Here is a 25,969-nt window from a genome sequence, read left to right on the forward strand (position 1 = left end):
CCTTCCTTCTGAATGTTTTTTATACCTTTTCAACAAAAAAGGCTGTTGACCTTCTTTGTCAACAACCTCAGGCGAACATCTCGTTCGCCTCAACGTCCTTTGAAGGAAGGAGCGCGTTTGCTGAAGAAGGCGGCCACTCCTTCAATGGCATCTTCCGTTTGCGCCACTTTCAGCATATTTTCCTTTTCGATCTCAAGCCCTTGCTTCAGTAATACTTCCTCTCCGCGAATCGTGGAATCCAAGATTGCTTTGAGCGCAATCGGGGGGCCGGCTGCCAACTGTTTGGCCTGAGAGAAAGCTTCCTCGTAAACCCGTTCTGCCGGCACCACCCGGTTGATCAACCCGTACTCTGCCGCCATTTGTGCGGAAATCCTCCGTCCGCTCAGCAAGAGTTCCAAAGCACGCCGTCGTCCGATCAAGCGGGGAAGGCGCTGGGTTCCCCCATAGCCCGGGATCAGGCCCAGGCGGACTTCGGGCAATCCCAGTTCGGCCGTGTCGGCGGCGATGGCCAAATGACAGGCCATTTGCAATTCATTTCCGCCGCCCAAGGCATTGCCGTTGATGCAAGCGATGACCGGTTTGGGGAACCGTTCGATCCGATGAAACAGCTCATGGGCGCGGCGCAGCGTTTCTGCTGCGGTTTCCGGATGCCCGATGTCACCGAACTCGGAAATATCCGCGCCGGCGGAAAACATCTTGTTTCCGGCGCCGGATATGATGAGACATCCGACCGATTCATCCGTTTCCATCCGGTTCAAGATTTCTTCCAATTCCCTTAATGTTTCCCGGTTTAAGGTGTTCATCGGGGGACGGTTTATTTTCAGGGTGCAGACGCGATCCTTAATCTGAACCAGCCAATTTTTGTTCCCCATCATTCGCCCTCCCGCTCGATGATGATCGCGGACGCCATGCCAAAGCCGATGCACATGGCAATCAGGCCGAAGCGTTTTTCCTGCCGTTCCAGCTCGTTCAGCAACGTTGCGACGATTCGGGCTCCGCTGGCTCCAAGCGGATGGCCCAGGGCGATTGCACCGCCGTTGGGATTAATTTTATGGGATGGAACCCCCAATTCGCGCTGCCAGGCCAGAACCACGGAAGCAAATGCTTCATTCACTTCAAACAGGTCAATATCATCCAGGGTTAACCCCGCCCGTTTCAGCACTTTTTGTGTGGCCGGAATAATGCCGGTTAACATGATTTCCGGGTCTACACCGGCAATGGCGGTGGCTCGGACTTTTGCCCGGGGTTTCAATCCCAGCTCTTCCGCTTTTCTCCGCGAGGCGAGCAAAACGGCGGCAACGCCGTCACTGATTTGGCTCGAATTGCCCGCAGTGATTTTCCCGTCGGGGAGAAAGGAGGGAGGCAGGGATAACAAGGCTTCAAGATTCGTGTCCGGTCTTGGCGTTTCATCAGTCTGAAGCTGTATGGTTTCTCCGGAGGGGGTTTGTGCCTTTACCGGAATAATTTCATTTTGAAAACGGTTTTCGGACTGGGCTTTCAGCGCTTTTTGATGGCTGCTGAGGGAAAACTGATCGAGTTCTTCCCGGGAGAGCTGCCATTTTTCCGCGATCAGTTCAGCTGAGATGCCTTGCGGGACAATGTTGAAACGGTTTAACAGTTGGTCGCTGAAGCTGCCTCCGTCGCTGCCCATCGGAACCCGGTTCATGCTTTCGACACCGGCGGCAATGACGCAATCGGACATACCGGCCATAATCGCATGGGCCCCCTGAGCCAATGTTTCCAGGCTGGAGGCACACATGCGGTTGACGCTCACTCCGCATACTTCCACGGGAAATCCGGCAATCAGGCCGGCCAGCCGCCCGATGTTATACCCTTGTTCACCTGTTTGTGTCACACAGCCCATTTTGATATCCTCAATTTCCGCAGGATCGAGTTGATTTCGTTCAACCAGTTTTTGAAGCAGGAAGGCGGCCAGCTCGTCCGGCCTTATTCCGGAGAGGGAACCTTTCTTGCGTCCGATCGGCGTCCGGGCGGCATCAATGATAACCGCATCCTGTTCGTTCATCGGCTTCCCTCCCTTTCAGAAAGTGAATAAATCGAGGCCGCCCGTGACGGGAAGGCCGATCCCCGTGATGTAGCTCGCATAATCGGAGGCCAGGAATACGACAGCGTGAGCGATATCTTCCGGCTTACCGGGTCTTTTCAGTGCTGTTCGCCCAATCATGCGTTCACGGAGGTCGGGCTTGGTCATTTGAAACGATTCAGTATTGATGATGCCCGGAACAATCGCGTTAACGGTGATCTCATAGCGTGCTCCCTCCAGGGCAAGGGTCCGCGTAAGCCCCAAAATGCCCGCCTTGGTCGTGGCATAGCTCGATTGCCCAAAGCCCCCCATGATGCCGGTGATCGAAGCCATGTTGATGATCCGGCCCCCTTTTTGTTCCTGCATGTAAGGCCACACAGCCTTGCAGCAGTTATAGGTGCCGGTCAAATTGATCTGCAGATCCCGCTCCCAAAATGCATCGTTTTGATGTTCGAGACGCGCTGTATGATCGACCGTTGCCGCATTGTTTACCAAAATATCGATTCGCCCGAACTGTTCGATGACTTTGGCCATGACGGATTTGACTTCTTCCCGGTCGGTCACATCCATGCGAAACGCGGCGGACCGGCGTCCCATCGCACAAATTTCCTTAGCTGTCGACCGGGTGTAGATCTGCTTCGATTGTGCCATGATCTGCGCCAATGGTCCCATTTTCTCCGTTGTCTCTTCCAGATTGCCGTCTTCCTCCAACAGAATGTCGGTCACGATCACATCGGCACCGGCTTTGGCCGGCATCAAGGCATCCATCCGGCCCAAGCCGCGGGAAGCCCCTGTGACAAGGGCCACTTTTCCGGCCAGGGGTAAATTCATCTTTTTTCCTCCCCCTTTTTTTGAATTTCGATGGCAACAGCTGCTTCATCCTTGTCCAGGTTCCATTCGCTTACCCCGGTATCCCCGTAAAGCTGATCGAGCAGCGCTTCATACTTTTCTTCAACCCGTTTGGCCCGCACTTTCAAGGTGGGGGTGAGTTCTTCCGCTTCAATGGTCCATTCCCGGGAAAGAATGATTGCTTTTTCGGCTGTTCATGAGGAGGGAAGGGGGAAATGGCTTGCTTGATCTCGCTCCGGATCAGGTTTTTGACGGGGGGTTGCCGGATCAGACGGGATGCAGGACCCGCCGGTAAGCGATTTTGCCCGGCCCATTCCGATAATACTTGGAAATCCGGGACGATAAGAGCGGTTACATATTTGCGCCGGTGGCCGACCAGAACAGATTGTTCGATATACCGGCTTTGGTTGATGGCGTTTTCAACAGGTTGCGGAGCCACATTTTTTCCGGTGGTTAAAATGAGAAGGCGTTTTTTTCGATCGATGACACGCAGATAGCCCTCTTCATCAAGTTCACCCAGATCGCCTGTGTGCAGCCACTCCCCGCTTAATTGGGCTGCGGTGGCTCCTTCATTCTGATAATACCCTTGCATCACATTGGGTCCGCGGACCAGAATTTCACCGTCCGCAGCGATTTTGACTTCGAGATTGGGGAGCGGTTTGCCCACGGTGCCAATTTTGACCCGCGCCATCGGGTTGGCGGAAATGACCGGAGAAGTTTCTGTCAATCCGTACCCTTCCAGAACTGGGATATTCACAGCCCAGAAGAAGCGTGCGATTTCGGGATTAAGAGGGGCTCCGCCGGAAATCAGACCGCGAAGCCGGCCGCCAAACGCAGCTTTGATTTTCCGAAATACCAGCCGTTCGGCGATGTTCCATTGCCAGCGGAGTTTGAGTGGCCATTGATGAAGGAGCAGTTGATCCAGCGGCATCTGTGAATAGTAGTCATAGCGTTTTAAGCCAACGTTGACGGCCCAGTTTGCAATCTTTCTCCTTAAGGAGGTACCTGCAAGGATTTGGCTTTGAATGCGGGCATACACTTTTTCAAACAGCAGAGGGACACTGGTCATGACTGTCGGTTTGATTTCCAATAAATTTTCCGGAATTTTCTCGATGCTCTCGGCATAAGCGATCGTGGCTCCGACGGATAATGGCATGAAGTGTCCGGCCATCCGCTCAAACACATGGGAGAGCGGAAGATAGGAAAGCAGGCGGTCATCGGCGCGGGCTTCCAAACACCAGAATTGAACGCCTTCGATATTGGACAAAAAGTTTCCGTGGGTCAGCATGACGCCTTTCGGTTCACCGGTCGTTCCCGATGTGTGGATAATGGTGGCGAGATCACTGCGCTTCAGCTGCCGCCATGTCTGTTCCCAATCAGGGAGAGGGTGTTCCCGGCCGAGATTGGTCAGTTTTTTCAGGGTCAGGCTCATCCCCGATTTTTCATCTGTTTCATCGGGTTGCATGATTATCGCGAGGATGTCTGCGCCGGCTTCCGTTACTTTGGCAAGCTGTTTTCCATTTTGCACGGCGATCGCTTTACAGTCGCTTTGGCGCAAAATCCAACCCACCTGTCCGGCGGGAAGGGTGGGGTAGATGGGAACGGTAACCGCTCCCAGACTGCAAATGGCGAAATCGAAAACCGCCCACTTCGGATTGTTTTCAGAGAGGATGGCCACTTTATCATCGCGGCCGATCCCCAGATGTGCCAGACCGGAGGCAACCAGTCGGATTTCCTCCCAAAACTGGCGGTAGGTGATTGGTTCATAACAATCGGTTTTTTTCCATAAGAAAGCAGCTTTATCCGGGTAACGCTCAACGGATTGACACAGCATTTCCACCAAATTATTTGGTTTCATCGCGATCACCCCGGAAGAATTACTGTTGGGCCCGGACGGATTATGATAGGTATTGGCTCGGATCATACTGGCGCAAAATGTTTTCCAATTTCAGCGCCAGTCCGATATTTCCCTTCACTTTCAATTTGCCGGTCATGAAAGCGGCTGTTCCGCTGAGATTTCCCAACAGCAGTTCTTTGAAATTGTCGACGCTCATCTGCAAAATGCAATCAGCCTTGGCTGAAGCTCCTTTTTCGACTTTGGCTGTACCGTTGTTCAGATGAAGCTGGTAGGTTCCGCCATCATCCCCTGACAGATCAAACTGGTAAACCACGTTCAGATCCTGCACGGGCTTGGGATTGTCTTTTAAAGCCTTTTCGACCAATTGGAAAATTTCATCCACAGAAATCGCTTTTGTCATATAGATTCTCCTTTCATTTTTGGAAAATGCAGCGCTTTCCGTTTACAAACCGGCTGCAATCGTTCTTTTTTGGATTTGCGTCGTCCCTTCGTAGATCGATAAAATTTTGGCGTCCCGCATCCATTTTTCGACGGGATGATCCCGCATGTAGCCGTATCCGCCGAGGATCTGGACAGCATTGGTGGTCACTTCCATTGCAACCTCTGCCGCAAATGCTTTGGCCATGCTTCCTTCCACCACACATGACTCTCCCAGATCGGCCAATTCCGCTGCTCTCCAAGTTAACAGGCGCGCTGCGTCGATTTTGGTTTTCATATCAGCCAGCATGAATGAAATGGCCTGGTTTTTGATGATGGGACGACCGAATTGCACACGTTGTTTCGCGTAATCAAGCGCATACTCGTAGGCGGCGCGGGCAACGCCGACCGCAGCTGCGGCAACAGCCGGGCGGGAGTACTCCAGCATCTTAAGAGCGCCAAAATATGCCATGTTTTCCTCGCCGAGCAAGTGGTCAAGCGGGACGCGCACATCTTCCAGAATGACATCGCCCGTATGGGAGGCCCGGATGCCCATTTTGCGTTCTTTTTTGCCTCCCGAAAGGCCCGGTGTGTCTCCCGGAACGATAAATGCAGATACGCCTTGAAATCCTGCCGCGGGGTCGGTTTTCGCGAACACGATATAGAGATCGGCAATCCCGCCGTTGGTGATAAAACATTTGCGCCCGTTGATCACCCAATGATCTCCGTCGCGGACCGCTTTTGTCTGAATCGCTTTCACATCCGATCCGGCGTTTGGTTCTGTCAGTGCCATTGCTCCGAGGCGGGGGTGATCCGGATCACACAGGTAGGAGATCCATTTCCGTTTTTGCTCTTCATTTCCCATATAGTAGATCGGCAACCCGGCCAGGCCGACGGCGGAAAGGGAAGTGGCGATACCGGCGCAACGCCAGAACAGCTCTTCGCCGATCAGGCAGGCGGCCATGACGCTGGTAAGACCGCCTCCGCCGTATTCCTCCGGGGCGGCATAACTGGTCAGGCCCACTTTTGCTGCTTTTTTAAGGACTTCCATCGGAAATTCCTCTTTTTCGTCGTATTCTGCGGCTACGGGACGAATCTCTTTTTCAGCAAACCCGTGGGCCCATTTGCGCAATGCTTCCTGTTCGTCGGAAAGCCTGAAGCATAATCCTGATGTCGAGGGGGGGTTTTCCGGCATATCGATCCCTCCTTAATACTGATACGTATCGGTACTCTGCGTTAAGCCTTCAACAGGGACAGATTGACAAAAGAGCCGACTACGATCCGATTGAGCAAGCGGGCGAGCGCATCGATTTCCACGCTCTTTTCGGAGGAAAACAGGTTTTGCACAACCACTTCGTTAATCGCTCCGACCATCGCTTGGGATATGATGCGGATTTCCTCTTTGGAGAGAGATTCCGTGACCACGCCTTGCACCGTTTGAAAAATCTGCCCGGCAAAGATCTGGTGAGCTTCGCGCCGCACCTTTTCCACCGTCCGGCTGATTCCCACGGATTCCACCAGCAGCAATTTGGCGGCCCGGGATTGGCTGATGCAGATTTCGAGATAACGGCGGATTCCGGCGTACGCTTTATAAGTGATTTTTTCTTCCCGCTCTACCGCGTCTGCAATTTCTGCGATGATTTCTTCGGCCAGTTGTTTAAAGAGGTGGACGAGCAGTTCTTCTTTACTGTTAAAATGCTGGTAAAACGTCGTTTTTGAAACGCGGGCCAGTTCGACCACTTCAAGAATCGTCGTGTTTTTGTACCCTTGTGAAGTGAACAGTTCAAGAGCGGCAAACAAGATTTTGTCCCGTGCTTCAAGCGGCATTTCCTGCAAAAATAACAAGTTCATCATTCCATTCAGATCAGTATGAGTACCAATTGGTACTCTGGAACAATTATATTTTACAACATAATAGAATGCTAATTCAATATTTTTTGTCAATTTTATTTAAAATGAATTGCTTTCTTTGCGCTGGTATTCTACATATAAAAGATTGATTTTTTTAGAATTAAACGAATACAATACAAAATAGAGGGAGTATTCCATCATTTTAGCTTTAACGAATCCGTAGGAGGATGATACATGAAATTAATCCCTCGCATCGACAGCATTTTGATGAGAAGGCGTGAAGAAGGATGGAAGATCGCGGGGAAGAAACCGAGTCAGACTTCATTGGCGAGGGCGCTGGGAGTGCGCAAGCAACAAGTCTCTTTATGGGCTCGTGGAGGGGCGATCCCAAGGCCGGAGACGATTTTTCATATGGCCTTGCTCTTGGGGGTAAAGCCGGACGAGCTTTATGAGTTTGTTGCGCCGACCGAAGCAGAGCAAAAACGCCTGATTGAAGAATTTGATAAAAAGGAAAAGGAAGATATTTTGCGCCGTAAGGAAAATAAAATCAAGGAATTGCGGGAAAAAGGATTTACTGAGGAAGCCATTTACGAACAGATCCGGATTATGGGATTGACGAAATATGACCGGAGATAATGGATCCTGTTTCTTTCATCTGTGCAAAACCAACCACCTTCCTGATGCGGGGTGGTTGGTTTTGCTTTGTTGTTCCATTCTTAAAATAAGATGCTTGCTCCGACGGCAAGGAGATAAATTCCGGTGGCTGCGGCCAGCCCCAACAGCCAGGGCAGGATGGGCCGATCAAGCAGGACGGCGCGAATGGCCAGCACGGTAAAAATGAGAATAGAGAGGAGAACCAGGAGATAGAGTACGCTAAAAAACATGAAAATACCCCTCTGCTAATGACTTTTTCTGTGAAAGTGCCGTAGGACGGGGCGATGGGCATCCTTCGCTCTTTGCGTTTCGGATGGTTGCCCGGTGCTCCCGCACGACCCTCACCATTTTGCTGAGTTTCACCCCCAGATCGTGCCGACATGATGTCAGGGCAGCAGACTCAGTAGCAGCAGCTTTTCATTCAGCTCGTGCAATTCAGCGATCGAGGTGGTTGTTAATTTGCCAATGGCGTTGATGGTTCTGTTTTCCTGGTCAGTCTGGCTGGCCATCGACTGGGTGAGCGGGTCCAATTCCTGATTGGCCAAGGAAATTGACCGGAGCCGTTCAAGAACTTCGGAGGTATCTTTGTTTAACTGGTCCAGCCCGGAGATGATTTTCTGCTCGCTGTTGTTGATACTGGCAACGCTTTGATTCATCCGGATCAGCAAATGATGGGTGGTTTCCAGTTTATGATTCATCTCACCGATGGTGGAGGCGCTTTCTTCCAACGGTTTTAGCTGTTCATTTGTTTGCTGTGTCAGCCGGTGAGAGACGGTGATGTTTTGGGACACCTCTTCCATCAACCGGTTTGTTTCCTTCTGATTGTCAATCTGCTGCCACGTGCCGTATCCGAAGAGGGCGAACAAGGTCAAATTGACGATGAGCCAGGTGATTTTCACTTGTGATTTCCCCCCTTATGGCAACAAAAAGTCCAAGAGACCTTTCTTGTCTTTTTCTTCAGTTTGCCCCTGTTTCGATCGCTCCGTGCCGGAAATGATTTGTTTCGGCAGCCCGGTGACACCATTGACGATTTTCTTCACGGGTGATGGCTCCCCGCCGGTGGGAGGTTCCTGTTGCGTGCCCCTTGGAAATGGAAGATGAATTCCGATGAGCCGTTGCAAGCTGTCAAGCAAGCTGGTGATATGGCCCAGGAAGCGAAAGTTTTTCTCCGATTGGCTGAGTTCGGCCAGAAGCTGGTCCAACAGGCCATTTACCTGATTGCTGTTTTCACCGATCTGACCGGTGGTGTTCGCTACATCCTGAAGATGGGAGATGGTGGAATTCATTTGGCCTGAGATGGCGGAAGCCGTGGAAGCGACATTGCTCGTTATTTGATAGGTATCGGCCTGACGGGACAAAATTTGTTCCATTTTCTCACGGGCGGAGATGTTCCCGTCCAATTGTTTGCCCAATTCTGTTTGAATGGATCCGCTGGTTGCGATTTGCGCGTCCAGCAAGCGCTTTTGATCATCCAGAGCGGACAGTGATTGGCCTGCTTTCTCCACCTGTCCCTTCAACTTGTCTGTTTCGCTGATCATATCGTCAGTCAAAGTAACCAATTGGCTGGTGATGGAAAAAATATTCATATTGGATAAAGCCGGCAGAACGATTCGGTCGCTCCAGGAGGCCAAGGTGGGAATGAACAGGATAAAGATGAGCAATCCGAATGCAACCAGCAAGAGCCGCCATTTCAGCAAGAGGTTTTTCCAACAGCCTTGCACTGGTGTTTCCCTCCCAGCCGCCGATTGCTGTTTTGCATGGATTGAAGCGCCTTTGTACTAAGATTGACCGAATTGAGGATGCTTTCCAGCGATTTTGTCGTCGCTGCCGTGTTGCGGTCGATGGAGGCCACATGGCTGGCAATCGAGGCAACCACGTAATCTAACCGGGCAAGTTGCGCCTTCAGCCCGTTGGTATTGGATTCCACTTGAGAGATTTTAAGATTTAACGCCGCTGTTTTCTTGTTGATCGTCCGGATTTGAGCAAGCTGTTGATTCATGGTCTTTGATTTGGCCGCTGATTGTTCCAGTTTTTCCTTCAGTTGGTTCGATTTTGCGGCGATTCTGTCCTGAATGGCCAGTTGCAGCCAGGTATTCCCGACCAGAACAATGAGAAGCATGCAAATGATGGCAGAGAAACTGGAGGCGATTTTGGTCACGGCAATTTCACCCCCGGCGTTTTTTGGTTCAGTTCTCTTGTTGAATGATAGATATCGTTCAAATGCTGCTCATCTTTTTTGGCGGTGGCCGCCAATTGTTTCAAAAGTTGATCGAGATCGGACAGATATGGGGCTAACGCCGACATTGACGAATCGACGGCGGAAATTTGAGTCCCGGCGTTTTTTGATGACTTTTCCATCTGTTCATTAAGGGCTAAACTGCCGCTGTTGTACCGGACGACTTCGGTTAAAAGGGCAAGGGTTTCTCCGGTCTTGCCGATCACTTGATCCAGATTTTGATCCAGCTTGTTCAGGGTGTTGCTCATTTGTCCCAGTTCTTCATTTTTTCGGATGATGCTGGCCTGAACCTGATTCAGTTTTTGAATTGATTCCAGATTGTCTTCCAGACTTGCTTCGATTTTTTTCATTTGCTGGGTCATCGTGATGGAATTGATTAAAAGACCGCTTAACACCAAAATAGCCAAAATTTTGAGAAACTTCAAAGTTCACCCTCCTTTACGGCATAGAACGGTTGACCTTCTCGGCTTTATCGGCAGCCTGTTTTAATTTTTGTTCCAACAGGTCGTTCTGTTTGAGGACTTCCGCCAATTTGGATCGGGTGGAGGTGGTGACCGATTTCAAGTCTGCCGCTTGATCCACTTGCTTTTGTCCTGAATTGGAGATCAGCTCCATCTGTGTGGACAACTGTTTGCTCAAACGGTTCAGGTTTTGGCTTAAAGTCACTTGTTGGCCGGTAACCCGGCGGATCTCCTCCAGCGTGGTTCCCTGCTTTCGGACGCCTTGGTTCACTTCAATCAACTCCTGACTGACTGTTTGGGTTTTGCCCGATTGTTCGTCCAGCTGAAGCAGTCCGTTGTAAATATCCTTGTTGAGCAGCCCCAGTGTTTTTGTCTTTTCATTGATCTCCTTCAACATTCCGTTCAGGTCAAACTTTTTCAACTGCCCGGGGGTGAAACTTTCCGGATGGGTGAAGATGTAAATTCCCGGTACAGCAACCAACAAGATCGGGACGAGTGCCGTCACCGCTTTGCGCTTTAGACTCACAAGATCACCGCCTTTTTTACGTTCAACTGTCAAACTCGGATTTTTCGCGCAGAAGTTTGCTCATCATTTTTTCCAGGACGCCGGCGAGTTCGACCGGGGATGGAAGTTCTTCTTCCAAAAGGGAGCGGATCACGATTTGGTTGATCGCTCCCACCATGGCATGGGAGAGAATCCATTGTTCTTTTGTCAGCCGATGGCAAGTGAGGGAAGATAACTCCCTTTGGAAGATGGAAGCGAATTGATCAATTACCGCTTGCCTCTTTTTTTCAAGTGAAGGAACCAATCCCACAGTATCCACCATTAACAATTTTGCCGCATCCCGGTGAGTAAAACAGGTATCGATATAGGTTTTGATGGCTTGAAAGGTGCGTTTGGAAGTGGGAGGAACTGAGCGGAGAACATCTTCCACTTTTCGGATGAGTGCAGTTGACAGCAAGTCGAACAGATGGATTAAAATGGATTCTTTGTTTTTGTAATGTTTGTAAAAGGTCGACTTCGAAGTGCGGGCGTTTGCCACGATCATGCTGACGGAGGTGGACGGGTAACCGCTCTTCGAAAACGCTGCCAAAGAGGCGGACAAAAGACGGTATTGCTGATTGGACAATGGAAAATCCTCTTGCAAAAGAGAGAAGAGCGGTAACATGGCTTGCATAATCACCCCTCCATCATTTGGTACGCTGACGTACTCTCTTTAATTATAATGGAAAGTATGAATAATATAAATAATATTAAGAATAATATTACGAAATGTTGGGCGGAAGAATATTTTAACTTTCGATGAATCCATGTGAAGATAGTCGGAAAACGCAAGGTAAAGAAAAAACGGGATCTTCCGTTGCCGCCGGCAAAGAAAGAACCCCGTTTGTTTCAGCCGCATCATCTTATGCATTTATTGATTTTGAAGCCGGTTATTCCGTTTTCGGACAAACTGGTAACTGATGGCCAGAATGCCGAACCAGACCGGTGCGACATACAAAGCAATCCGCGTATCCGGACTAAATGCCAGCAGGACGGCCACCATCACGAGGAACAGGATGGCAATCCAGTTGGTGACGGGATAACCCGGCATTTTGAAGGAATCGTTCTTTGTTTGTTTGCTTTTCCGGTATTTGAGATGCGCATAAACGATTACTCCCCAAACCCACAGGGCCCCGATCGTTGCCACACTCGTGATGTAGGTGAAGGCCTGCTTGGGAATGAAATAGTTAAGCAAAACGCCGATCAACAGAACGATAAATGAGGCGGTAATCCCGCGGGCGGGAACTTTTCGCTTGCTCACTTCCTTAAAGGTGCCGGGAGCCTGGTTTTGATGGGCCAGCGTATAGAGCATGCGCCCGGTGCTGAACATGCCGCTGTTGCATGACGACAAAGCCGCCGTCAGCACGACAAAGTTGATGATCCCGGCAGCTGCGGGAATTCCGATTTTCGCGAAGGTGAGGACGAACGGGCTTGTCTTTCCGTCAAGCTGATCCCACGGATACAGGGACATGATGATGACCAATGCTCCGATATAGAAAATCAGAATTCTCCATAAGATCTTATTGATGGCCGAAGGCAAGGTTTTCTCCGGATCGCTGGCTTCACCGGCCGTCACTCCGACCAGCTCCACACCCAGAAAGGCAAACATCACCATCTGGAGGGCAAACATGACTCCACTGAATCCATGCGGCATAAATCCGCCGTGGGTCCAGAGATTTGAAAATCCGACCGCTTGCCCCTGGTTGCCCCAGCCGGTTGTGATGATCACGAGGCCGATGACGATCAGTGCGATGATCGTCACGATTTGACCGCTATGAGATTGACGAGGTAAACGGCGATCAGCGCGATCAGAGCCGGCAGCCATTGGGGAACAGACGGGAACCAGTAGCGCACATAAACACCCACGGCCGTGATTTCCGCCATACCGGTAACCACCCACATGAACCAATAGGTCCAGCCGGTGATAAAACCGGCCCAAGGCCCGATATATTGCGTTGCATAAGTGCTGAATGAACCTGTGACAGGCTGATCCAAAGCAAGCTCTCCCAATGCGCGCATTATGAGAAAAATGATGATTCCTCCCAATACATAGGAGAGGATCAAGGCAGGTCCCGCGGCTTGAATTGCTTGAGCCGAACCCAAAAACAAACCTACTCCGATCGCTCCTCCGATGGCGATCAATTGAATATGCCGATGACCCCCTTGCAATTATTCGCCTAGACGCATTTTCATTAAATCAATAATAAAGAACCAACTCTATATTACTGAAGAGGTGATAGCGTTTTCAAGTTCAAGAATGTTCTTATTAATGAAAATGATGTAGAAAATCCCCTTTTGAACAGGGGACAAGCGGCCGGGACGAAGCCGCTCTCCCGGTTTATTTAACTGCATACATGCCATTAATCGAATAATGGATTGCGCAATGCACCTGATTTAACGGGATGAAGTTGCTTTTTTCAGCATTTCGATTTCTTCATCCGATAATTCCCTGTATTCGCCCGGTTCCAGATCCGGATCGAGGCTTAAGGGGCCCATTGCAATCCGTTTGAGGAACTTGACCCGTTTGCCTACAGCTTCAAACATGCGCTTAACCTGATGATATTTCCCTTCATAAATGGTTACTTCCACTTCGGAGACCGGACCGGAATTGAGAATGCGGAGTTGGCCGGGCAAGGTTTCATATCCATCGTCAAGCGTAATTCCGCTTGCAAATGCTTCGCGATCCGCCTCGGTAACTGCTCCCTCAACCAAAGCATAGTAGACTTTGGGAACGTGTTTCTTCGGAGACAGAAGCTGGTGCGAAAGTTTTCCGTCATTGGTCAAAAGGATTAACCCTTCTGTGTCCTTATCCAGCCTGCCGACCGGGAAAGGATCGAAAACGCGATGTTCGGGCTCGAGCAGATCGCTGATCACCTCATTGAAGCGGTCTTCGGTGGCGGAAATGACTCCCTGCGGCTTATTCATCATTAAATAGATATGTTCCCGATAGTGAATCGGGATCCCGTCCACAGTCAGTTCATCCTGGTCAGGATAGACATGGATGCCCGGGTCGTTTGCAGTGATTCCGTTGAGGCGAACCCGTCCGGCCCTGACCAGTTTTTTGATCTCTTTGCGTGTTCCGATGCCCATATGAGCCAATATTTTATCCAAACGCTGGCTTTTTTGTGTTCCCATCTTTTGTTACACTCACTTTCCGTTAAGTTCAAATGACATCATAGCACAAGAGAGGGAAAAAGATAATGAAAATGCCTGATTTTATCAATAAGAAAAACTAGTTTGCAACACAAACGAGGAGTTTTCAGATCGGGAAGCCACAGGCGGAGTTGATGGATGAACAGAATGGCGGGTGCGAATAAGATCAGAAAACACCGATGTATTTTCAGTCAAACCCGGAGATGAAAAGAAAGGCGGAAGAGAGGGGATGGAAAAAAGTTTGATTTCATATTTGAAGGGGAATGATAAAATTCGTCATTACCCTCAAGTTTTATCCACTTGTCTGTTTTCTATTCTGGGTATATAAAATATAAAGACAGAACTGGTTATTTTTTATTTACATAGACCGGTATCGTCTTAACTTAATGGAGGTGTCAACATGGAGAAAGTGATTGTATTGGGAACGGGACCTGCTGGTCTGACCGCGGCGATTTATCTGGCACGGGCCAATATGGAACCTTTGGTGGTGGAAGGTCCGGAGCCTGGCGGACAGTTGACGACCACAACAGAAGTTGAAAACTTTCCGGGATTCCCGGATGGCATCATGGGACCGGAACTGATGGACAACATGCGCAAACAGGCGGAGCGTTTCGGGGCCAAATTCAAGCGCGGATGGGTACAAAATGTTGATTTGTCCGGTCGCCCGTTTAAGCTTTATATCGGGGAATCCGAGGTTCTGGAAACGGAAGCCCTCATCATTTCCACAGGTGCTTCGGCGAAATTGCTGGGGATCCCGGGAGAAAAAGAGAATATCGGCATGGGTGTGAGCACTTGTGCCACATGCGACGGATTCTTCTTCCGCGGAAAGAAAATCGTCGTGGTAGGCGGCGGGGATTCGGCGATGGAAGAAGCAACATTCCTGACGAGGTTTGCCACCGAGGTGACGATTGTCCATCGTCGCAATGAGTTGCGCGCATCGAAAATCATGCAGGAACGTGCACGTGAAAACGAAAAAATCAAATGGTGCCTGAATCGCACACCGGTTGAAGTGATCCGAGGGGAAAACGGCGTAACCGGCCTTAAAGTGAAGAATAATGAAACCAACGAGGAAGAGATTCTGGAAACGGACGGTATTTTTGTTGCCATCGGCCATAAGCCGAACACCGACTTTTTAAGCGGACAATTGGAAATGGATGAATTGGGCTATATCAAGGTACAGCCGGGTTCCACCCGAACAAGTGTCGAAGGGGTATTCGCTTGCGGGGATGTACAGGATCGTGTTTACCGTCAAGCAATTACAGCAGCGGGAAGCGGATGTATGGCTGCCCTTGATTGCGAACGTTTCCTCGAAGGAAGCACGACACAGGATTGGAGCAAAACATTGTAATACAGAATGAGGCAACCCCGGAGAGCAACCGGGGTTGTTTTTTATTCGGGGCGAACGGCGATCCAGACTGACCAGCGATCCCTGTCCGTGACAGGGGTTTCGGTACCGACTTTTGCCGCGATATACCGGATGAGTTCCTCTATCTCCCCGTCAGTCAATTCATGCAAAATCGACCGGCCTGAACGGTTTCGCATTTCATCGGCAAACTGCTCAAATGTTGCATAGGTTTTTCGGGTTTCCCATAATGACTTGGAAACAATCCCGGTAAAACCGGTTTGCAGCAAAGCCTGAACCACTTTGTCATGGTTATGTCTCCTGTCTTTTTCAATTTGCTGCAAGCGGGGAAATTTTTTGAAAAAATAGCCGCGGAGATGATCGGGACTTCCCGGAAGATGGCAATCTGCGACTGTGCGGTTTTGCGTAATGATGATTCCACCGGGTTTGAGAATCCGATAAACTTCCCGGAAATATGCCGGCAAATCGCGGAGATGATGGATTAAAGCGCGTGAAAAGACAAGATCAAACGAGCAATCTTGCAATCCGGTTGCATAGGCATCTCCATTGCGAAATTCAATTTCCTTATGTTCCGATTTCGCCACTGACAGCATTGCCTCTGAAAAGTCAATGCCGACAACACTTTTGGCGCCGAGATTTAATAATTCGCTGGTGTAGATTCCTCCGCCGCAACCGATATCCACTACCCGTTTTCCATGCCAGGAGATCTCTTGCTCCATAAAGCGGATCCAGGCCGGATCGATGTTCCGGTTGGCATACGTAAAACGGTTCGCGCGATCGTGAAAATTGATCGGCATCCGATATGCTCCTCTCTGGTTTCATATAGTGAAACTTTGTTTCTTTTTTTATTATAACATACCAAAACGATGGTTGTAAGATGCGTGAAGCGTAATTTTACAGGCGGATGATGAGCGGGGGATTTTGGAGCTTGTTCACCTGTTTTGGCCAAAGAAGCATTCGCGGGAATGTCGATGTCCCTTGATCGAAGCGCACGGGGGAGAGACCGGGGGGGCAGCGTTCCGGTGAAAGGGATGACCATTCGCCTGACATTTCCACTGGCAGGGGATCAACGGGTTTTCGGGTTCTTAATATTCAGTCTGAAACTCCGAGCAGATGTTTTTTCTTGAGCGGTGGTAAGGGAGAAAGGATGGAATACAAAACATGAAGGCGGAAGAGGGAGGTTCAATGGTTCCCCTTCCGCCTTCCCGAGAGATTACGCGGGAGCATGCCGGTTGCTCTTTTTATGTTTTTATTGCCATAAAACGAAATTTCACAAATCGAATTCTGGAGATCAGGTGACTGTTTCGCTGGAAATATTGATGATCACGCTTCCGATCAATATCAAAATAATGCCGGCCAGTTGGTGAGGTTGAATTTTTTCATCCCAGATATAGTAACCGATCAGAATCATTCCGACGGTTCCGAGCCCGGACCAGACGGCATAGGCCACACCCAAAGGAATGTGGCGCAGACTGAGAGTAAAAAGATAACTTGCGGCAACATATCCGATTATGACAATCAGTGTCGGGAGCAAACGCCTGAACCCGTTTGACTCCTTGAGGGCGGTTGTCGCGATGATTTCAAGAAGGATTGCAGAGATGAGTAATATAAACGGTTTCATTATCCCACCCCAAAACGAATTGAAAAACCAGTGACGACAAATACGATCAAAAAGAAGATTATTTATTATAATTATACAATAAATTCCAATTAGAATAAAGGCCTGCAAGAAAAGATTCGTGTCTTGCCGGCGGAGCCCGGGGATGAAAAAATCTGGAGACGAGGAAGAATGCTGCTTCCCGGTCGGTTATCACACTTTTACAGAAAATAAAGCGAAAAGTGAGTCAACACTTGCTAGCAAAAATTTAAACGGAATGCTTGGCAGCGGATTTGGGTTATGCGAGAATATCGTCTGGGTTTCTTCTTTTTAATCTATTTGGTTTTATTTCATAAGAACTGAAGAGGAACACGGAGAATAAGGCTTTCTATCCAAGCGTTTCTATTAATCTATTTGTTCCCCCGTCAAATACAAGAATAAGGCGATTGAAAGAGAAAAAAAACAAAATCGGATGGTAACCTCCTCTTGAATAGCTGAATCTGCCCATAGCCCTTTTTTTTGTATTTGGCACAATATGTTGTATTAGCTATACTACAAAAGCAACTATATATTGAGAACGGACGTGATAAGATGTTAAGTGTACTGCCAGAGAAAATGGCACCCTATGGGGCATTAATCGATGACATCTGCGGTCGTTTTCCCCACCTGGACAAAAATGAATGGCTTGGGGATGCAGCGGCCCAGATGAGAGAAAACATGTCAGAGGATGAAATGTTGCAAACCTTTATCCAGGCTGCTGTTGAAAAGACCAGCGTCGAAGAGCCGGATTGGCAATTTGTTGCGTCGCATCTGCTCGCTCATTACCTGTACAAAAAAGCGGCAGAGAACCGCAATTACGACGCTGACCGGAAATACGGGGATTTGTATGTGCTCATACATACGCTTACGGAAAAAGGGTTGTATGGAAAATATCTATTGCAACATTACAGCAAAAGTGAGATCGATGAGTTGGGAGCTTATCTGATTCCGGAACGGGATTATCTTTTTAACTACATCGGTCTCAAAGTGTTGTCTGATCGCTACATCGTCCGGGATTACGATGGCAAGGTCATGGAGTTGCCGCAAGAGCGCTTCATGATCATCGCCATGCACCTGGCGCAAAAAGAAGAAGACAGGCTTGGCTGGGCGAAGAAATTTTATGATGTGTTGTCCAAGCTGGAAATGACGGTGGCAACCCCGACATTGAGCAATGCCGGAAAGCCGCTTCACCAGTTGTCCTCCTGCTTTATCGACACCGTGGATGATTCGCTTTGGTCGATCTACAATACCAACTCGGCCACGGCGCAAGTGTCGAAGCACGGAGGCGGCGTGGGCATCTACCTTGGAAAAGTGCGCTCCAAAGGCTCGAAGATTCGTGGCCATAAAGGAGCTTCCGGAGGTGTGATCCCATGGATCCGCAACTATAATAACACAGCGGTCGCGGTTGATCAGTTGGGAGTTCGCCGCGGTGCCTTTGCCATTTATCTGGATGTATGGCATGCCGACATTTTGGATTTTCTCAACCTGAAAACAAATAACGGGGATGACCGGCTCAAGGCACATGATATTTTCCCCGGGGTCTGCATTCCGGACATTTTTATGAAACGCGTGAAAGAGCGGGGAATGTGGTATCTGTTCGATCCGCATGAGGTGCGGGAAGTGATGGGTTATTCCATCGAAGATTACTGGGGCGAAGAGTTTGAACGCCGCTATCTGGAATGCGTCAACCATCCGGAACTGAACAAAACGGAGATCCCGGCCATCGAGATCATGAAGCGGATGATGGTCAGCGCATTTGAAACCGGAACCCCGTTCATGTTCTTCCGGGATACGGTAAACCGGGCAAACCCCAACAAACACAAAGGCATGATCTATTCTTCCAATCTGTGTACCGAGATCTGCCAGAACATGTCGCCCACGGAATTGATCAGTGAAGAGCTGGAAGACGGCGTCATCGTGACCAGGCAAAAGCCGGGGGATTTCGTCGTTTGCAACCTGTCTTCGATCAATCTGGGACGGGTCAAAACGATGGATGATATTGAGCGCGTTGTTTCCGTGCAAATGCGCATGCTGGACAATGTGATCGACCTGAACATGTATCCGGTGAAGCAGGCGGAGGTCACCAACAAGAAGTATCGTGCCGTCGGCCTGGGAACAAGCGGGTATCACCAGTACCTGGCCGAACGGAAAATCGCCTGGGAATCGGAAGAGCATGTGGAAGAAGCTGACCGTTTATTTGAGGAACTGGCTTATCAGGCGATTCGCGCCTCGATGGAAATCGCCAAGGAAAAAGGTGCTTATCCGCTGTTCGCGGGAAGTGAATGGGAATCCGGCGAATATTTCGAGCAACGCGGCTATACGAGCGAACGCTGGCAGAGATTGAAAGAAGACGTGAAAAAATACGGCTTGCGAAATGCTTGGGTGTTTGCCGTGGCTCCGACCGGTTCCACCTCCCTCATCGCCGGTTCGACCGCGGGGATTGATCCGGTGTACGCCAAATTCTTTGTCGAGGAGAAGCGGGGAGCTGTCATTCCGCAGACGGCGCCGAATCTTTCGCCGGAGACAACCTGGTATTACAAGGAGGCGCACCTGATCGACCAGCATTGGAGCATCCGTGCTGCCGGGAAGCGCCAGCGGCACATTGATCAGTCGCAATCGTTCAACCTCTACATTACGCCGAATACAACGGCCAGGGAATTCCTGGATCTCTATCTGGCGGCTTGGGAAAACGGATTAAAAACCATCTATTATATTCGCAATCAGTCGCTTGAAGTGGAAGAGTGCGTCAGCTGTTCTTCCTAATCAGTCGGAAAGGTGATGAAAAGTGGCAGAATTAAAGCGGAAAAAGATTTTTAACGAACACGGACAGCGCGGAACCCAGCGCCTGATCAACGGGAATACAACCAATCTGCGCGAGTGGAACCGGATCAAATACGATTGGGCGCATAAACTTTACCGGGCCATGTTGAACAACTTTTGGATTCCGGAAGAGATTCCGCTGGCCGGCGATGCGAAACAGTTTATGGAGCTGTCGCCGGAAGAGCGCCGCGCATTTGACAAGACGATTTCTTTCCTTAACTTTCTGGATTCGATTCAGGGAGAAAACCTGCCGAATATCAATGAATACACAACGGCCCCGGAGGTTTGCTCACTGCTGAATATCCAGGCGTTTCAAGAGGAAATTCATGCGCAATCCTACAGCTATATCCTTGACAGTGTCTGCTCTCCGGAAACGCGCGAAAACATTTACGATGAATGGGTGCGCCCGTAAGAGGATCTGGGGAATCTGCCCTGACAAGGCAGTAGGCGAAGGACGCTGGCAAAGCCTATCACCGACGAACTGATCCCGAAGGGAAACCGGAGGGGGAGTGCAGCATGTTCGGAAAGCCACAAGTTGGTCAACTGCCGGATCACGACTGAGTGGCGAGGTGAAAGGATACGGACGAGGATGAAGGCTAAACTGCTTGAATGACAGTCTGAGCGGGCGAATCGTAGCCGGTGACGAAAGGCAGTTGGTACGTTGCCGAGTCTTATGGGAGATGGGAGTGCCATTCGCCAATCTCCGGAGCGTCCCAAGACTCCGCATCTTCAATCAGAAGAAAAGGACGAACGTCACATCCGACACCGTATCATGTCAAGTCTCCAGATTCGTTAAACGGGGATCACCTAAAGCGGAATGCCTCCTGCAGGCTATGGCTGATCGAGCCTGAATATCCGCCAGGGTGACGGAGTTCCCGTAGTAGTCCGAGGCAGGGAAAGCCTGCTGCATGGCGAAGGGGAACAGCTTATCTTGTTTAATACAGCGAGGGAAGGAGCGCGAGGCTCTGTGAGAAATCCTGAGAACGTATTAAACAGTCTGGCCTCCAAAGCGCAGCATGACGGGTACAAATACCGCAGATTGTACCGTAACCTGTATAACAAGGAGTTTTTTCTTCTGGCGTACAAGAGAATCAAGGGGCATCCGCCCGATGATCGGAGCTTGGAGCGGATTGATTGTTTAATCGAGAGTATGAAGGACGAAAGCTATCAACCCAATCCGGTGAACAGTGTTTCCTCTCCTGGGGCCAACGGAACGAAACGGCCTCTTGGAGTTCCGTCATTGACCGATAAACTCGTTCAGGAAATCCTGAGGATGATGCTGGAAGCGATCTACGACCGGTCATTCTCTGATCACTCGCACGGCTTTCGTCCACGAAGGAGCTGCCACACGGCGTTAACGGAAGTCCGGAAGACCTTTACTTGGGTAAAATGGTTTGTCGAAGGAGATATCAAGCGTTTTTTTGGACAGATGGATCACCATGTTCTGGTCAACATCCTCGGAAACAGAATCGATGATGAAAAGTTCCTCCGGCTGATCCGGAAATTTCTGAGGGCAGGGTACCTGAATGATTGGAAGTACCATCGTACATACAGCGGTACTCCGCAAGGCGGCATTATTAGTCCTGTTTTATCGAATATATATCTGAATGAACTGGATCAATACATCGACAAGTTGAAAGAAAATTTTACCCAAGACGACAGGAACATTCCGGACTCAAGATACAAAAGGCTTTACTATGTAAGGTATGCGGGTGATTTTCTGATCGGGATCATCGGAAGCAAAGATGATGCCAAGGGAGTGAAAGAGGAGCTGGCGGAGTTTCTAAAAGAAAAGCTGAATCTCCAACTCTCCGGGGAGGAGATGAAGATCACCCACTCGGAAAAGCCGGCAAGGTTCCTCGGATATGATATTCGCGTATCAAGGAAACACAAGGGGCCGGCCGGTTCAGGGGGCGGTTCATCGGGCAGCCCGTTAAAATGCAAACTTTATGTACCGCATGAAGTATGGAAGAAGAAACTCCTTGAGAGCGGTTCGCTTGAAATTGCAAAAAACGGAAAATGGAAATCAAAACACAGATCATCTCTCATCAGGCTTGATGATTGTGCGATTCTCGACACGTACAATGCAGAGATCAGGGGACTCTACCATTACTACCGATTGGCGTCAAATGTGAGTGTACTCAACAAGTATTACCACATCATGAAGTACAGCCTGTACAAAACCTTAGCCGGCAAATACCGGACGACGACCAGGAAGATCATCAAAAAATACGAAGTGAACAAGGTCTTTACGGTTACCTGCGAAACGGGAAACGGAATAAGAACGCGAACGTTGTACCATGAAGGTTTTGCCAGGCAAGCTGATCCGTCGGAAGACAACAGGGTGGATTACCTCCCGAAGGCTGCAAAGTACATCAATAAGTAAACATTCATCTCTTGACTTGGAAAGATGATTTTACGGAGGCTGGATTCGGATAAGTGGAGAGCCGGATACATGGAGACATGTACGTCCGGTTCGGAGGGGAGTTCTTGGAAACCTCCCGCTGCAAGGCGGCAAGGCGCCGGGTTCTTACCCTACCGCAACGATGAGCATCTGCTCCGCCGGAATCGGTTTATCGCCGATTTGTACCAGCGGTTTGTCGATGACAGAAATGATGAAAACTATGTCCGAACCTGCATGGCCAACTTCTTGCTGGAGTCGCTTTACTTTTACAGCGGATTCTCCTTTTTCTACGCTTTGGCGCGGCAGGGAAAAATGACGGCAACCGCGACACTGATCAAATATATTCAGCGTGATGAATTAACCCATGTGGTCTTGTTCCAAAACATGATCAAGGAATTGCGCCGGGAAAATCCCGATCTCTTCACACCGGAATTTATCGAGGAATTGCGGGAAATGGCCCGTACGGCGGTTGAACATGAGATTCGCTGGGGTCAATATATCACCAACAACAACATTCAAGGACTGACCAATGATATTATCGACCGCTATATCAAATATTTGGCCAATGAACGCATGACCCGTCTCGGCTTTGATATTTTGTATCCGGAGATTACGACGCATCCGATGAAATGGGTTGAGAGTTTCTCCAACCTGAATGCGACGAAAACGGATTTCTTTGAACAGAAAGTGACCAATTACACCAAAGCGAGCACACTCGATTTTGGCGATCTTTAATCAAAACACCTCCCTGAATCGGGGAGGTGTTTTAATCGCTATAACTGTTGTAACAGAAACCAGAGGGCGGCAACGGCAATTGCAAGTTGGTAGACAAATTCAAACCAGTTTTGTTTCGGTGCTTGCAGGATTTGAATAGCTGTGACGACTGCATGAACAAGAATGAGAACGAGCGCGATCGAAAAAAGTAAGACTGGCATATTTTTCACCTCCTACAGTTGAAAAATATTCAAATTAAGCTAGTACTACCCCAAAAATGGGCCCGGACTTTTTAATCATTTTGCTAATGCGAACGGGGGAAAGTTGATGGATCAGGCTTGGGAAAAAGTAAAAGAGTTTCATCGCTGCTTTGGGGTTCCCCATAAGGAAAAACCCGAAAAACTGGCGATGGAGCGGGTGCAAAAGCGGGCGAAATGGATGGAGGAAGAAATCGGGGAATTCAAACAGGCAAGGACGATTGAAGAGCAAGCGGATGCGATGATCGACACGATTTATCTGGCCTTGGGAACTTTGGTTGAAATGGGAGTTCGCCCGCAAGCCCTGTTTGATATTGTCCACACGGCCAATATGGATAAACTCTGGGAAGACGGAAAACCCCGGTACCGGGAGTCTGACGGAAAAGTGATCAAGCCTTCTTCTTGGCAGGATCCCGGGCCGCTTCTCAGAGAGGAAATTAATCGGCAAACTGATACGCATGAATAATATTTTTTCACGGATGGGAGAGGCGTTTTACGCCTCTTTTTTTTCGGGCAGTGATTCAACATCGCAAAGGAATCCGTGCTCAGTTCTTAATCGAGGATTGGTATAGACCATTATAAATAGGAATGCTAAACTAAATACAATGGAGAAATTTTGCAAAAAGGGGCGCAACAAATATGAATAAGCCGTCAGTTTTATTGACCAACGCACAGATCTGCACAGCAAATGGTACGGTTGATCCGGGCTATGTATTTATTGAGAATGGGAAAATCGCTGCGCTCGGGTCGATGGAACAACTTTCAGGCATTGAGGCCGGTGAGGTGATTGATCTCAGCGGAAAAAAGGTGATTCCGGGCATGGTGGACGTCCATATTCACGGAGTAGCCGGAGCGGATACGATGGATGCAACGCCGGAAGCCTTAAAAACGATGGCCGAAAATCTGCCGAAGGAGGGGACGACGAGTTTTTTGGCCACTACGATCACGCAATCGCACGAAAAAATTGAGAAAGCGTTGGTCAATGCCGCCGACTTCATTGAAAATCATCAAGTTGCGGGGCAGGCTGAATGCATTGGGATCCATCTGGAAGGGCCATTTATCAATGTGAAACGCGCGGGAGCGCAACCTCCGGAATACATCGTTCCTCCGGATGTGGATCTCTTTCGCCGCTGGCAGGAGCTGGCGCGGGGGCATATTAAATTGGTGACACTTGCACCCGAGCAGCCGGGCGGGCCGGAGTTGGTCCGCTATCTGAAGGAAACAGGAGTCATCGCTTCGATTGGCCATTCGGACGCCACCTATGATGAAGTGGTCGAAGCGATTGGGAACGGAGCGAGCCATGTGACGCATCTGTTCAACGGGATGCGCGGCTTTCATCACCGTGAGCCGGGGGTGGCCGGAGCGGCCTTTTTGCGCGATGAACTCAATGTGGAAATCATTGCTGACGGGATTCACATCAATCCTCACAGCGTGCGTGTTGCCTATAACCAGATCGGCAGCGGGAGGATTATCCTGATCACGGATGCGATGAGAGCCAAATGCCTCAAACGGGGAGTTTATGACCTCGGCGGTCAGGAAGTGATCGTGAGCGAACGAGATGCAAGGCTCGTAGACGGAACGTTGGCGGGAAGCATTTTGAAGATGAAAGACGCTTTGGCCAATATGGAGCGGTTTGCAGGTTGCTCAATGGAGCAACTGGTTGAAATGACATCGTTAAATGCGGTGCAGGAATTGGGATTTGCCAATCGCAAGGGCGCACTCGCTCCGGGAAAAGACGCTGATATCGCCGTGCTTGATGACCAGCTTGAGATCTTTATGACTTTTTGCCGGGGTGTACTGGCATACCAAAGATAAGAAAGGTTGTACCTGCTTTCCGGGTACAGCCTTCGGCGCTGCGGACAATCCCGCCCCGGAATCAGGCTCTTTGCGGAAAAATTCCAAGGGAAAGGAAATCAAGTTGAACGATGAAAAAGGTATCCAAAAAAAGTCCAGTTCCCCTATACTACCAACTGAAAGAGATCTTGCAGGAAATGATCGAAAATGAGGAATTAAAACCTGGAGATGCAGTCCCGCCCGAGCGTGAATTGTGCGAAGTTCATGGAATCAGCCGGATGACTGCGCGCAAAGCGGTGATGGCTCTGGTGAATGAAGGCGTGTTGTTCCGGGAGCAGGGAAAGGGAACATTCGTGGCCGAGCCAAAGCCCAAGCATCTGCTCACCCGCCTGCGAAGTTTTACCGAAGAGATGGAAGAACAAGGTTTTTCCGTGCGTTCGGAAATTTTGTCATTTTCCATTGTCGAAGCGACTCTGCAATTGAAAAAAATTTAAAAATGCTGCCCGATCAGTCAAAAGTGGTGGAAATCAAGCGGCTTCGCTATGTGGATGAGTTGCCGTACGCGCTGGAAACAGTCTGGCTCAACCATGACAAAGTTCCCGGTCTTACCCGGGAAAAGCTAGAAGGCGAATCATTGTATACGGTTTTAAAAAATCAATACCAATACCATCCCGCCTATGCCCGGCAAACGATTGAGCCGATCAGCCTGAATGATTATGAAAGCAAACTCCTGGGTGTTCCCAATCATTCGCTGGCCATCCTGTTCAGCAGAACCACCTATCTGGAAAAAGGGGAAATCATGGAGTTTACGAAGTGCATTTATCGTACGGACCGGTACAAATACGAGATTGTGTTGCAGCCTTAAAATTGGTTCGGGTGGACGGTTGAAATTTTTTATTTGCATATGGATGAAT

Annotated in this window: 30 protein-coding genes and 1 pseudogene; 11 read left to right on the forward strand and 20 right to left on the reverse strand. The window is 49.5% G+C overall.

What is annotated here, in order from left to right; translation table 11 throughout:
- Positions 1–89: 89 nt before the first annotated feature.
- From JG50_RS0112875 to JG50_RS0112905, 8 genes are read right to left on the reverse strand one after another with little or no spacing between them, the layout of a single operon-like run.
- The gene (locus JG50_RS0112875) at positions 90–872 is read right to left on the reverse strand and encodes an enoyl-CoA hydratase/isomerase family protein (RefSeq protein WP_033101534.1); all 783 of its coding nucleotides are present in this window, start codon (positions 870–872) and stop codon (positions 90–92) included.
- On the reverse strand, positions 872–2,026 hold the full coding sequence (locus tag JG50_RS0112880) for a thiolase family protein (protein ID WP_033101535.1): 1,155 nt from the start codon (positions 2,024–2,026) through the stop codon (positions 872–874). Before JG50_RS0112880 ends, JG50_RS0112875 begins: the two co-directional genes overlap by 1 nt.
- A 15-nt stretch (positions 2,027–2,041) precedes the next feature.
- Entirely contained in the window at positions 2,042–2,875 is an 834-nt protein-coding gene (locus JG50_RS0112885) for an SDR family NAD(P)-dependent oxidoreductase (RefSeq protein ID WP_033101536.1), read from the reverse strand.
- The gene (locus tag JG50_RS20710) at positions 2,872–3,021 is read right to left on the reverse strand and encodes a hypothetical protein (RefSeq protein ID WP_235281680.1); all 150 of its coding nucleotides are present in this window, start codon (positions 3,019–3,021) and stop codon (positions 2,872–2,874) included. The genes JG50_RS0112885 and JG50_RS20710 overlap by 4 nt, the downstream gene beginning before the upstream one ends.
- Positions 3,018–4,751: an AMP-dependent synthetase/ligase gene (locus JG50_RS18315; protein WP_235281681.1), complete on the reverse strand. Its 1,734-nt coding sequence runs from the start codon at positions 4,749–4,751 to the stop codon at positions 3,018–3,020. Before JG50_RS18315 ends, JG50_RS20710 begins: the two co-directional genes overlap by 4 nt.
- Before the next feature lie 40 nt (positions 4,752–4,791).
- A complete protein-coding gene (locus tag JG50_RS0112895; RefSeq protein ID WP_033101537.1) occupies positions 4,792–5,151 on the reverse strand; it encodes an SCP2 sterol-binding domain-containing protein in 360 nt (119 codons plus the stop codon).
- A gap of 42 nt (positions 5,152–5,193) precedes the next feature.
- Positions 5,194–6,363 (reverse strand): acyl-CoA dehydrogenase family protein, encoded by a 1,170-nt coding sequence (locus JG50_RS0112900; protein ID WP_033101538.1) that lies wholly within the window; start codon positions 6,361–6,363, stop codon positions 5,194–5,196.
- A 41-nt stretch (positions 6,364–6,404) separates the two neighbouring features.
- On the reverse strand, positions 6,405–7,019 hold the full coding sequence (locus JG50_RS0112905; protein ID WP_160173872.1) for a TetR/AcrR family transcriptional regulator: 615 nt from the start codon (positions 7,017–7,019) through the stop codon (positions 6,405–6,407).
- A gap of 234 nt (positions 7,020–7,253) precedes the next feature.
- Between JG50_RS0112905 and JG50_RS0112910 the strand changes: the two genes are divergently transcribed.
- A complete protein-coding gene (locus tag JG50_RS0112910) occupies positions 7,254–7,655 on the forward strand; it encodes a helix-turn-helix transcriptional regulator (protein ID WP_033101540.1) in 402 nt (133 codons plus the stop codon).
- Positions 7,656–7,735: 80 nt separating this feature from the next.
- Here JG50_RS0112910 and JG50_RS20140 read toward each other — a convergent pair whose 3' ends face one another.
- The 9 genes and pseudogenes from JG50_RS20140 to JG50_RS0112950 all read right to left on the reverse strand — a co-directional run bounded on the left by JG50_RS20140 (position 7,736) and on the right by JG50_RS0112950 (position 14,049).
- Entirely contained in the window at positions 7,736–7,903 is a 168-nt protein-coding gene (locus JG50_RS20140; RefSeq protein WP_160173873.1) for a hypothetical protein, read from the reverse strand.
- Positions 7,904–8,059: 156 nt separating this feature from the next.
- Complete coding sequence (locus JG50_RS0112915) at positions 8,060–8,572, reverse strand: hypothetical protein (RefSeq protein ID WP_033101541.1); 513 nt, start codon at positions 8,570–8,572, stop codon at positions 8,060–8,062.
- Positions 8,573–8,587: 15 nt separating this feature from the next.
- Positions 8,588–9,394, reverse strand: a complete 807-nt coding sequence (locus JG50_RS0112920; RefSeq protein WP_033101542.1) for a hypothetical protein — start codon at positions 9,392–9,394, stop codon at positions 8,588–8,590.
- Positions 9,364–9,831 carry a hypothetical protein gene (locus JG50_RS0112925; protein WP_033101543.1) on the reverse strand — a complete coding sequence of 156 codons (468 nt, stop codon included), beginning with the start codon at positions 9,829–9,831 and terminating at the stop codon, positions 9,364–9,366. The genes JG50_RS0112920 and JG50_RS0112925 overlap by 31 nt, the downstream gene beginning before the upstream one ends.
- A complete protein-coding gene (locus JG50_RS0112930; protein ID WP_033101544.1) occupies positions 9,828–10,334 on the reverse strand; it encodes a hypothetical protein in 507 nt (168 codons plus the stop codon). The genes JG50_RS0112925 and JG50_RS0112930 overlap by 4 nt, the downstream gene beginning before the upstream one ends.
- A gap of 13 nt (positions 10,335–10,347) precedes the next feature.
- Complete coding sequence (locus tag JG50_RS0112935) at positions 10,348–10,896, reverse strand: hypothetical protein (RefSeq protein ID WP_033101545.1); 549 nt, start codon at positions 10,894–10,896, stop codon at positions 10,348–10,350.
- A 22-nt stretch (positions 10,897–10,918) separates the two neighbouring features.
- A complete protein-coding gene (locus JG50_RS0112940; protein ID WP_033101546.1) occupies positions 10,919–11,548 on the reverse strand; it encodes a TetR/AcrR family transcriptional regulator in 630 nt (209 codons plus the stop codon).
- A 237-nt stretch (positions 11,549–11,785) separates the two neighbouring features.
- Positions 11,786–13,083, reverse strand: a pseudogene (locus JG50_RS18320) (amino acid permease).
- Positions 13,084–13,308: 225 nt separating this feature from the next.
- Positions 13,309–14,049 carry a pseudouridine synthase gene (locus tag JG50_RS0112950; RefSeq protein WP_033101547.1) on the reverse strand — a complete coding sequence of 247 codons (741 nt, stop codon included), beginning with the start codon at positions 14,047–14,049 and terminating at the stop codon, positions 13,309–13,311.
- 418 nt (positions 14,050–14,467) lie between these two features.
- Here JG50_RS0112950 and trxB point away from each other — a divergent pair, with 418 nt between their 5' ends.
- The gene (trxB, locus tag JG50_RS0112955) at positions 14,468–15,415 is read left to right on the forward strand and encodes a thioredoxin-disulfide reductase (RefSeq protein ID WP_033101548.1); all 948 of its coding nucleotides are present in this window, start codon (positions 14,468–14,470) and stop codon (positions 15,413–15,415) included.
- Between the two features lie 41 nt (positions 15,416–15,456).
- On the opposite strand, the gene JG50_RS0112960 is transcribed toward trxB, so the two are convergent.
- Both JG50_RS0112960 and JG50_RS0112970 read right to left on the reverse strand, forming a co-directional pair.
- Positions 15,457–16,227, reverse strand: a complete 771-nt coding sequence (locus JG50_RS0112960) for a class I SAM-dependent methyltransferase (protein WP_033101549.1) — start codon at positions 16,225–16,227, stop codon at positions 15,457–15,459.
- 494 nt (positions 16,228–16,721) lie between these two features.
- Positions 16,722–17,051 carry a DMT family transporter gene (locus tag JG50_RS0112970; protein WP_033101551.1) on the reverse strand — a complete coding sequence of 110 codons (330 nt, stop codon included), beginning with the start codon at positions 17,049–17,051 and terminating at the stop codon, positions 16,722–16,724.
- Positions 17,052–17,193: 142 nt separating this feature from the next.
- Between JG50_RS0112970 and JG50_RS20145 the strand changes: the two genes are divergently transcribed.
- From JG50_RS20145 to JG50_RS0112990, 5 genes are all read left to right on the forward strand, one after another.
- A complete protein-coding gene (locus JG50_RS20145) occupies positions 17,194–17,361 on the forward strand; it encodes a hypothetical protein (RefSeq protein WP_160173874.1) in 168 nt (55 codons plus the stop codon).
- 257 nt (positions 17,362–17,618) lie between these two features.
- The gene (locus tag JG50_RS0112975; protein WP_052154300.1) at positions 17,619–19,829 is read left to right on the forward strand and encodes a ribonucleoside-diphosphate reductase subunit alpha; all 2,211 of its coding nucleotides are present in this window, start codon (positions 17,619–17,621) and stop codon (positions 19,827–19,829) included.
- A 22-nt stretch (positions 19,830–19,851) separates the two neighbouring features.
- Positions 19,852–20,298 carry a ribonucleotide-diphosphate reductase subunit beta gene (locus tag JG50_RS0112980; RefSeq protein ID WP_309485176.1) on the forward strand — a complete coding sequence of 149 codons (447 nt, stop codon included), beginning with the start codon at positions 19,852–19,854 and terminating at the stop codon, positions 20,296–20,298.
- Positions 20,299–20,853: 555 nt separating this feature from the next.
- Positions 20,854–22,272 carry a reverse transcriptase/maturase family protein gene (locus JG50_RS0112985; protein ID WP_052154301.1) on the forward strand — a complete coding sequence of 473 codons (1,419 nt, stop codon included), beginning with the start codon at positions 20,854–20,856 and terminating at the stop codon, positions 22,270–22,272.
- Positions 22,273–22,341: 69 nt separating this feature from the next.
- The gene (locus JG50_RS0112990) at positions 22,342–23,025 is read left to right on the forward strand and encodes a ribonucleotide-diphosphate reductase subunit beta (RefSeq protein WP_232331008.1); all 684 of its coding nucleotides are present in this window, start codon (positions 22,342–22,344) and stop codon (positions 23,023–23,025) included.
- A gap of 38 nt (positions 23,026–23,063) precedes the next feature.
- On the opposite strand, the gene JG50_RS20150 is transcribed toward JG50_RS0112990, so the two are convergent.
- The gene (locus tag JG50_RS20150) at positions 23,064–23,225 is read right to left on the reverse strand and encodes a hypothetical protein (protein ID WP_160173875.1); all 162 of its coding nucleotides are present in this window, start codon (positions 23,223–23,225) and stop codon (positions 23,064–23,066) included.
- Between the two features lie 106 nt (positions 23,226–23,331).
- On the opposite strand from JG50_RS20150, the gene JG50_RS0112995 reads away from it, so the two are divergent.
- The 4 genes from JG50_RS0112995 (at position 23,332) to JG50_RS20515 (ending at position 25,920) form a co-directional block, all read left to right on the forward strand.
- Positions 23,332–23,727 carry a pyrophosphohydrolase domain-containing protein gene (locus JG50_RS0112995; RefSeq protein WP_033101552.1) on the forward strand — a complete coding sequence of 132 codons (396 nt, stop codon included), beginning with the start codon at positions 23,332–23,334 and terminating at the stop codon, positions 23,725–23,727.
- Positions 23,728–23,900: 173 nt separating this feature from the next.
- Positions 23,901–25,076 (forward strand): N-acetylglucosamine-6-phosphate deacetylase, encoded by a 1,176-nt coding sequence (gene nagA, locus JG50_RS0113000; protein WP_033101553.1) that lies wholly within the window; start codon positions 23,901–23,903, stop codon positions 25,074–25,076.
- Positions 25,077–25,186: 110 nt separating this feature from the next.
- Positions 25,187–25,549, forward strand: a complete 363-nt coding sequence (locus JG50_RS20510; protein WP_200880762.1) for a GntR family transcriptional regulator — start codon at positions 25,187–25,189, stop codon at positions 25,547–25,549.
- Between the two features lie 2 nt (positions 25,550–25,551).
- Complete coding sequence (locus JG50_RS20515) at positions 25,552–25,920, forward strand: GntR family transcriptional regulator (RefSeq protein WP_200880763.1); 369 nt, start codon at positions 25,552–25,554, stop codon at positions 25,918–25,920.
- Positions 25,921–25,969: the final 49 nt, after the last annotated feature.

Source organism: Thermoactinomyces daqus (assembly GCF_000763315.1).
GTDB classification, from domain to species: domain Bacteria; phylum Bacillota; class Bacilli; order Thermoactinomycetales; family Thermoactinomycetaceae; genus Thermoactinomyces_A; species Thermoactinomyces_A daqus.

Excerpts from the sequence above, each read along its gene's own strand:
- JG50_RS0112875 (WP_033101534.1), bottom strand. The coding sequence starts at position 872 with ATGGGGAACAAAAATTGGCTGGTTCAGATTAAGGATCGCGTCTGCACC.
- JG50_RS0112880 (WP_033101535.1), bottom strand. The coding sequence starts at position 2,026 with ATGAACGAACAGGATGCGGTTATCATTGATGCCGCCCGGACGCCGATC.
- JG50_RS0112885 (WP_033101536.1), bottom strand. The coding sequence starts at position 2,875 with ATGAATTTACCCCTGGCCGGAAAAGTGGCCCTTGTCACAGGGGCTTCC.
- JG50_RS18315 (WP_235281681.1), bottom strand. The coding sequence starts at position 4,751 with ATGAAACCAAATAATTTGGTGGAAATGCTGTGTCAATCCGTTGAGCGT.
- JG50_RS0112895 (WP_033101537.1), bottom strand. The coding sequence starts at position 5,151 with ATGACAAAAGCGATTTCTGTGGATGAAATTTTCCAATTGGTCGAAAAG.
- JG50_RS0112900 (WP_033101538.1), bottom strand. The coding sequence starts at position 6,363 with ATGCCGGAAAACCCCCCCTCGACATCAGGATTATGCTTCAGGCTTTCC.
- JG50_RS0112905 (WP_160173872.1), bottom strand. The coding sequence starts at position 7,019 with ATGAACTTGTTATTTTTGCAGGAAATGCCGCTTGAAGCACGGGACAAA.
- JG50_RS0112910 (WP_033101540.1), top strand. The coding sequence starts at position 7,254 with ATGAAATTAATCCCTCGCATCGACAGCATTTTGATGAGAAGGCGTGAA.
- JG50_RS20140 (WP_160173873.1), bottom strand. The coding sequence starts at position 7,903 with ATGTTTTTTAGCGTACTCTATCTCCTGGTTCTCCTCTCTATTCTCATT.
- JG50_RS0112940 (WP_033101546.1), bottom strand. The coding sequence starts at position 11,548 with ATGCAAGCCATGTTACCGCTCTTCTCTCTTTTGCAAGAGGATTTTCCA.
- JG50_RS0112950 (WP_033101547.1), bottom strand. The coding sequence starts at position 14,049 with ATGGGAACACAAAAAAGCCAGCGTTTGGATAAAATATTGGCTCATATG.
- trxB (WP_033101548.1), top strand. The coding sequence starts at position 14,468 with ATGGAGAAAGTGATTGTATTGGGAACGGGACCTGCTGGTCTGACCGCG.
- JG50_RS0112960 (WP_033101549.1), bottom strand. The coding sequence starts at position 16,227 with ATGCCGATCAATTTTCACGATCGCGCGAACCGTTTTACGTATGCCAAC.
- JG50_RS0112970 (WP_033101551.1), bottom strand. The coding sequence starts at position 17,051 with ATGAAACCGTTTATATTACTCATCTCTGCAATCCTTCTTGAAATCATC.
- JG50_RS20145 (WP_160173874.1), top strand. The coding sequence starts at position 17,194 with ATGAAAAAATCTGGAGACGAGGAAGAATGCTGCTTCCCGGTCGGTTAT.
- JG50_RS0112975 (WP_052154300.1), top strand. The coding sequence starts at position 17,619 with ATGTTAAGTGTACTGCCAGAGAAAATGGCACCCTATGGGGCATTAATC.
- JG50_RS0112990 (WP_232331008.1), top strand. The coding sequence starts at position 22,342 with ATGGAGACATGTACGTCCGGTTCGGAGGGGAGTTCTTGGAAACCTCCC.
- JG50_RS20150 (WP_160173875.1), bottom strand. The coding sequence starts at position 23,225 with ATGCCAGTCTTACTTTTTTCGATCGCGCTCGTTCTCATTCTTGTTCAT.
- JG50_RS0112995 (WP_033101552.1), top strand. The coding sequence starts at position 23,332 with ATGGATCAGGCTTGGGAAAAAGTAAAAGAGTTTCATCGCTGCTTTGGG.
- nagA (WP_033101553.1), top strand. The coding sequence starts at position 23,901 with ATGAATAAGCCGTCAGTTTTATTGACCAACGCACAGATCTGCACAGCA.
- JG50_RS20510 (WP_200880762.1), top strand. The coding sequence starts at position 25,187 with ATGAAAAAGGTATCCAAAAAAAGTCCAGTTCCCCTATACTACCAACTG.
- JG50_RS20515 (WP_200880763.1), top strand. The coding sequence starts at position 25,552 with ATGCTGCCCGATCAGTCAAAAGTGGTGGAAATCAAGCGGCTTCGCTAT.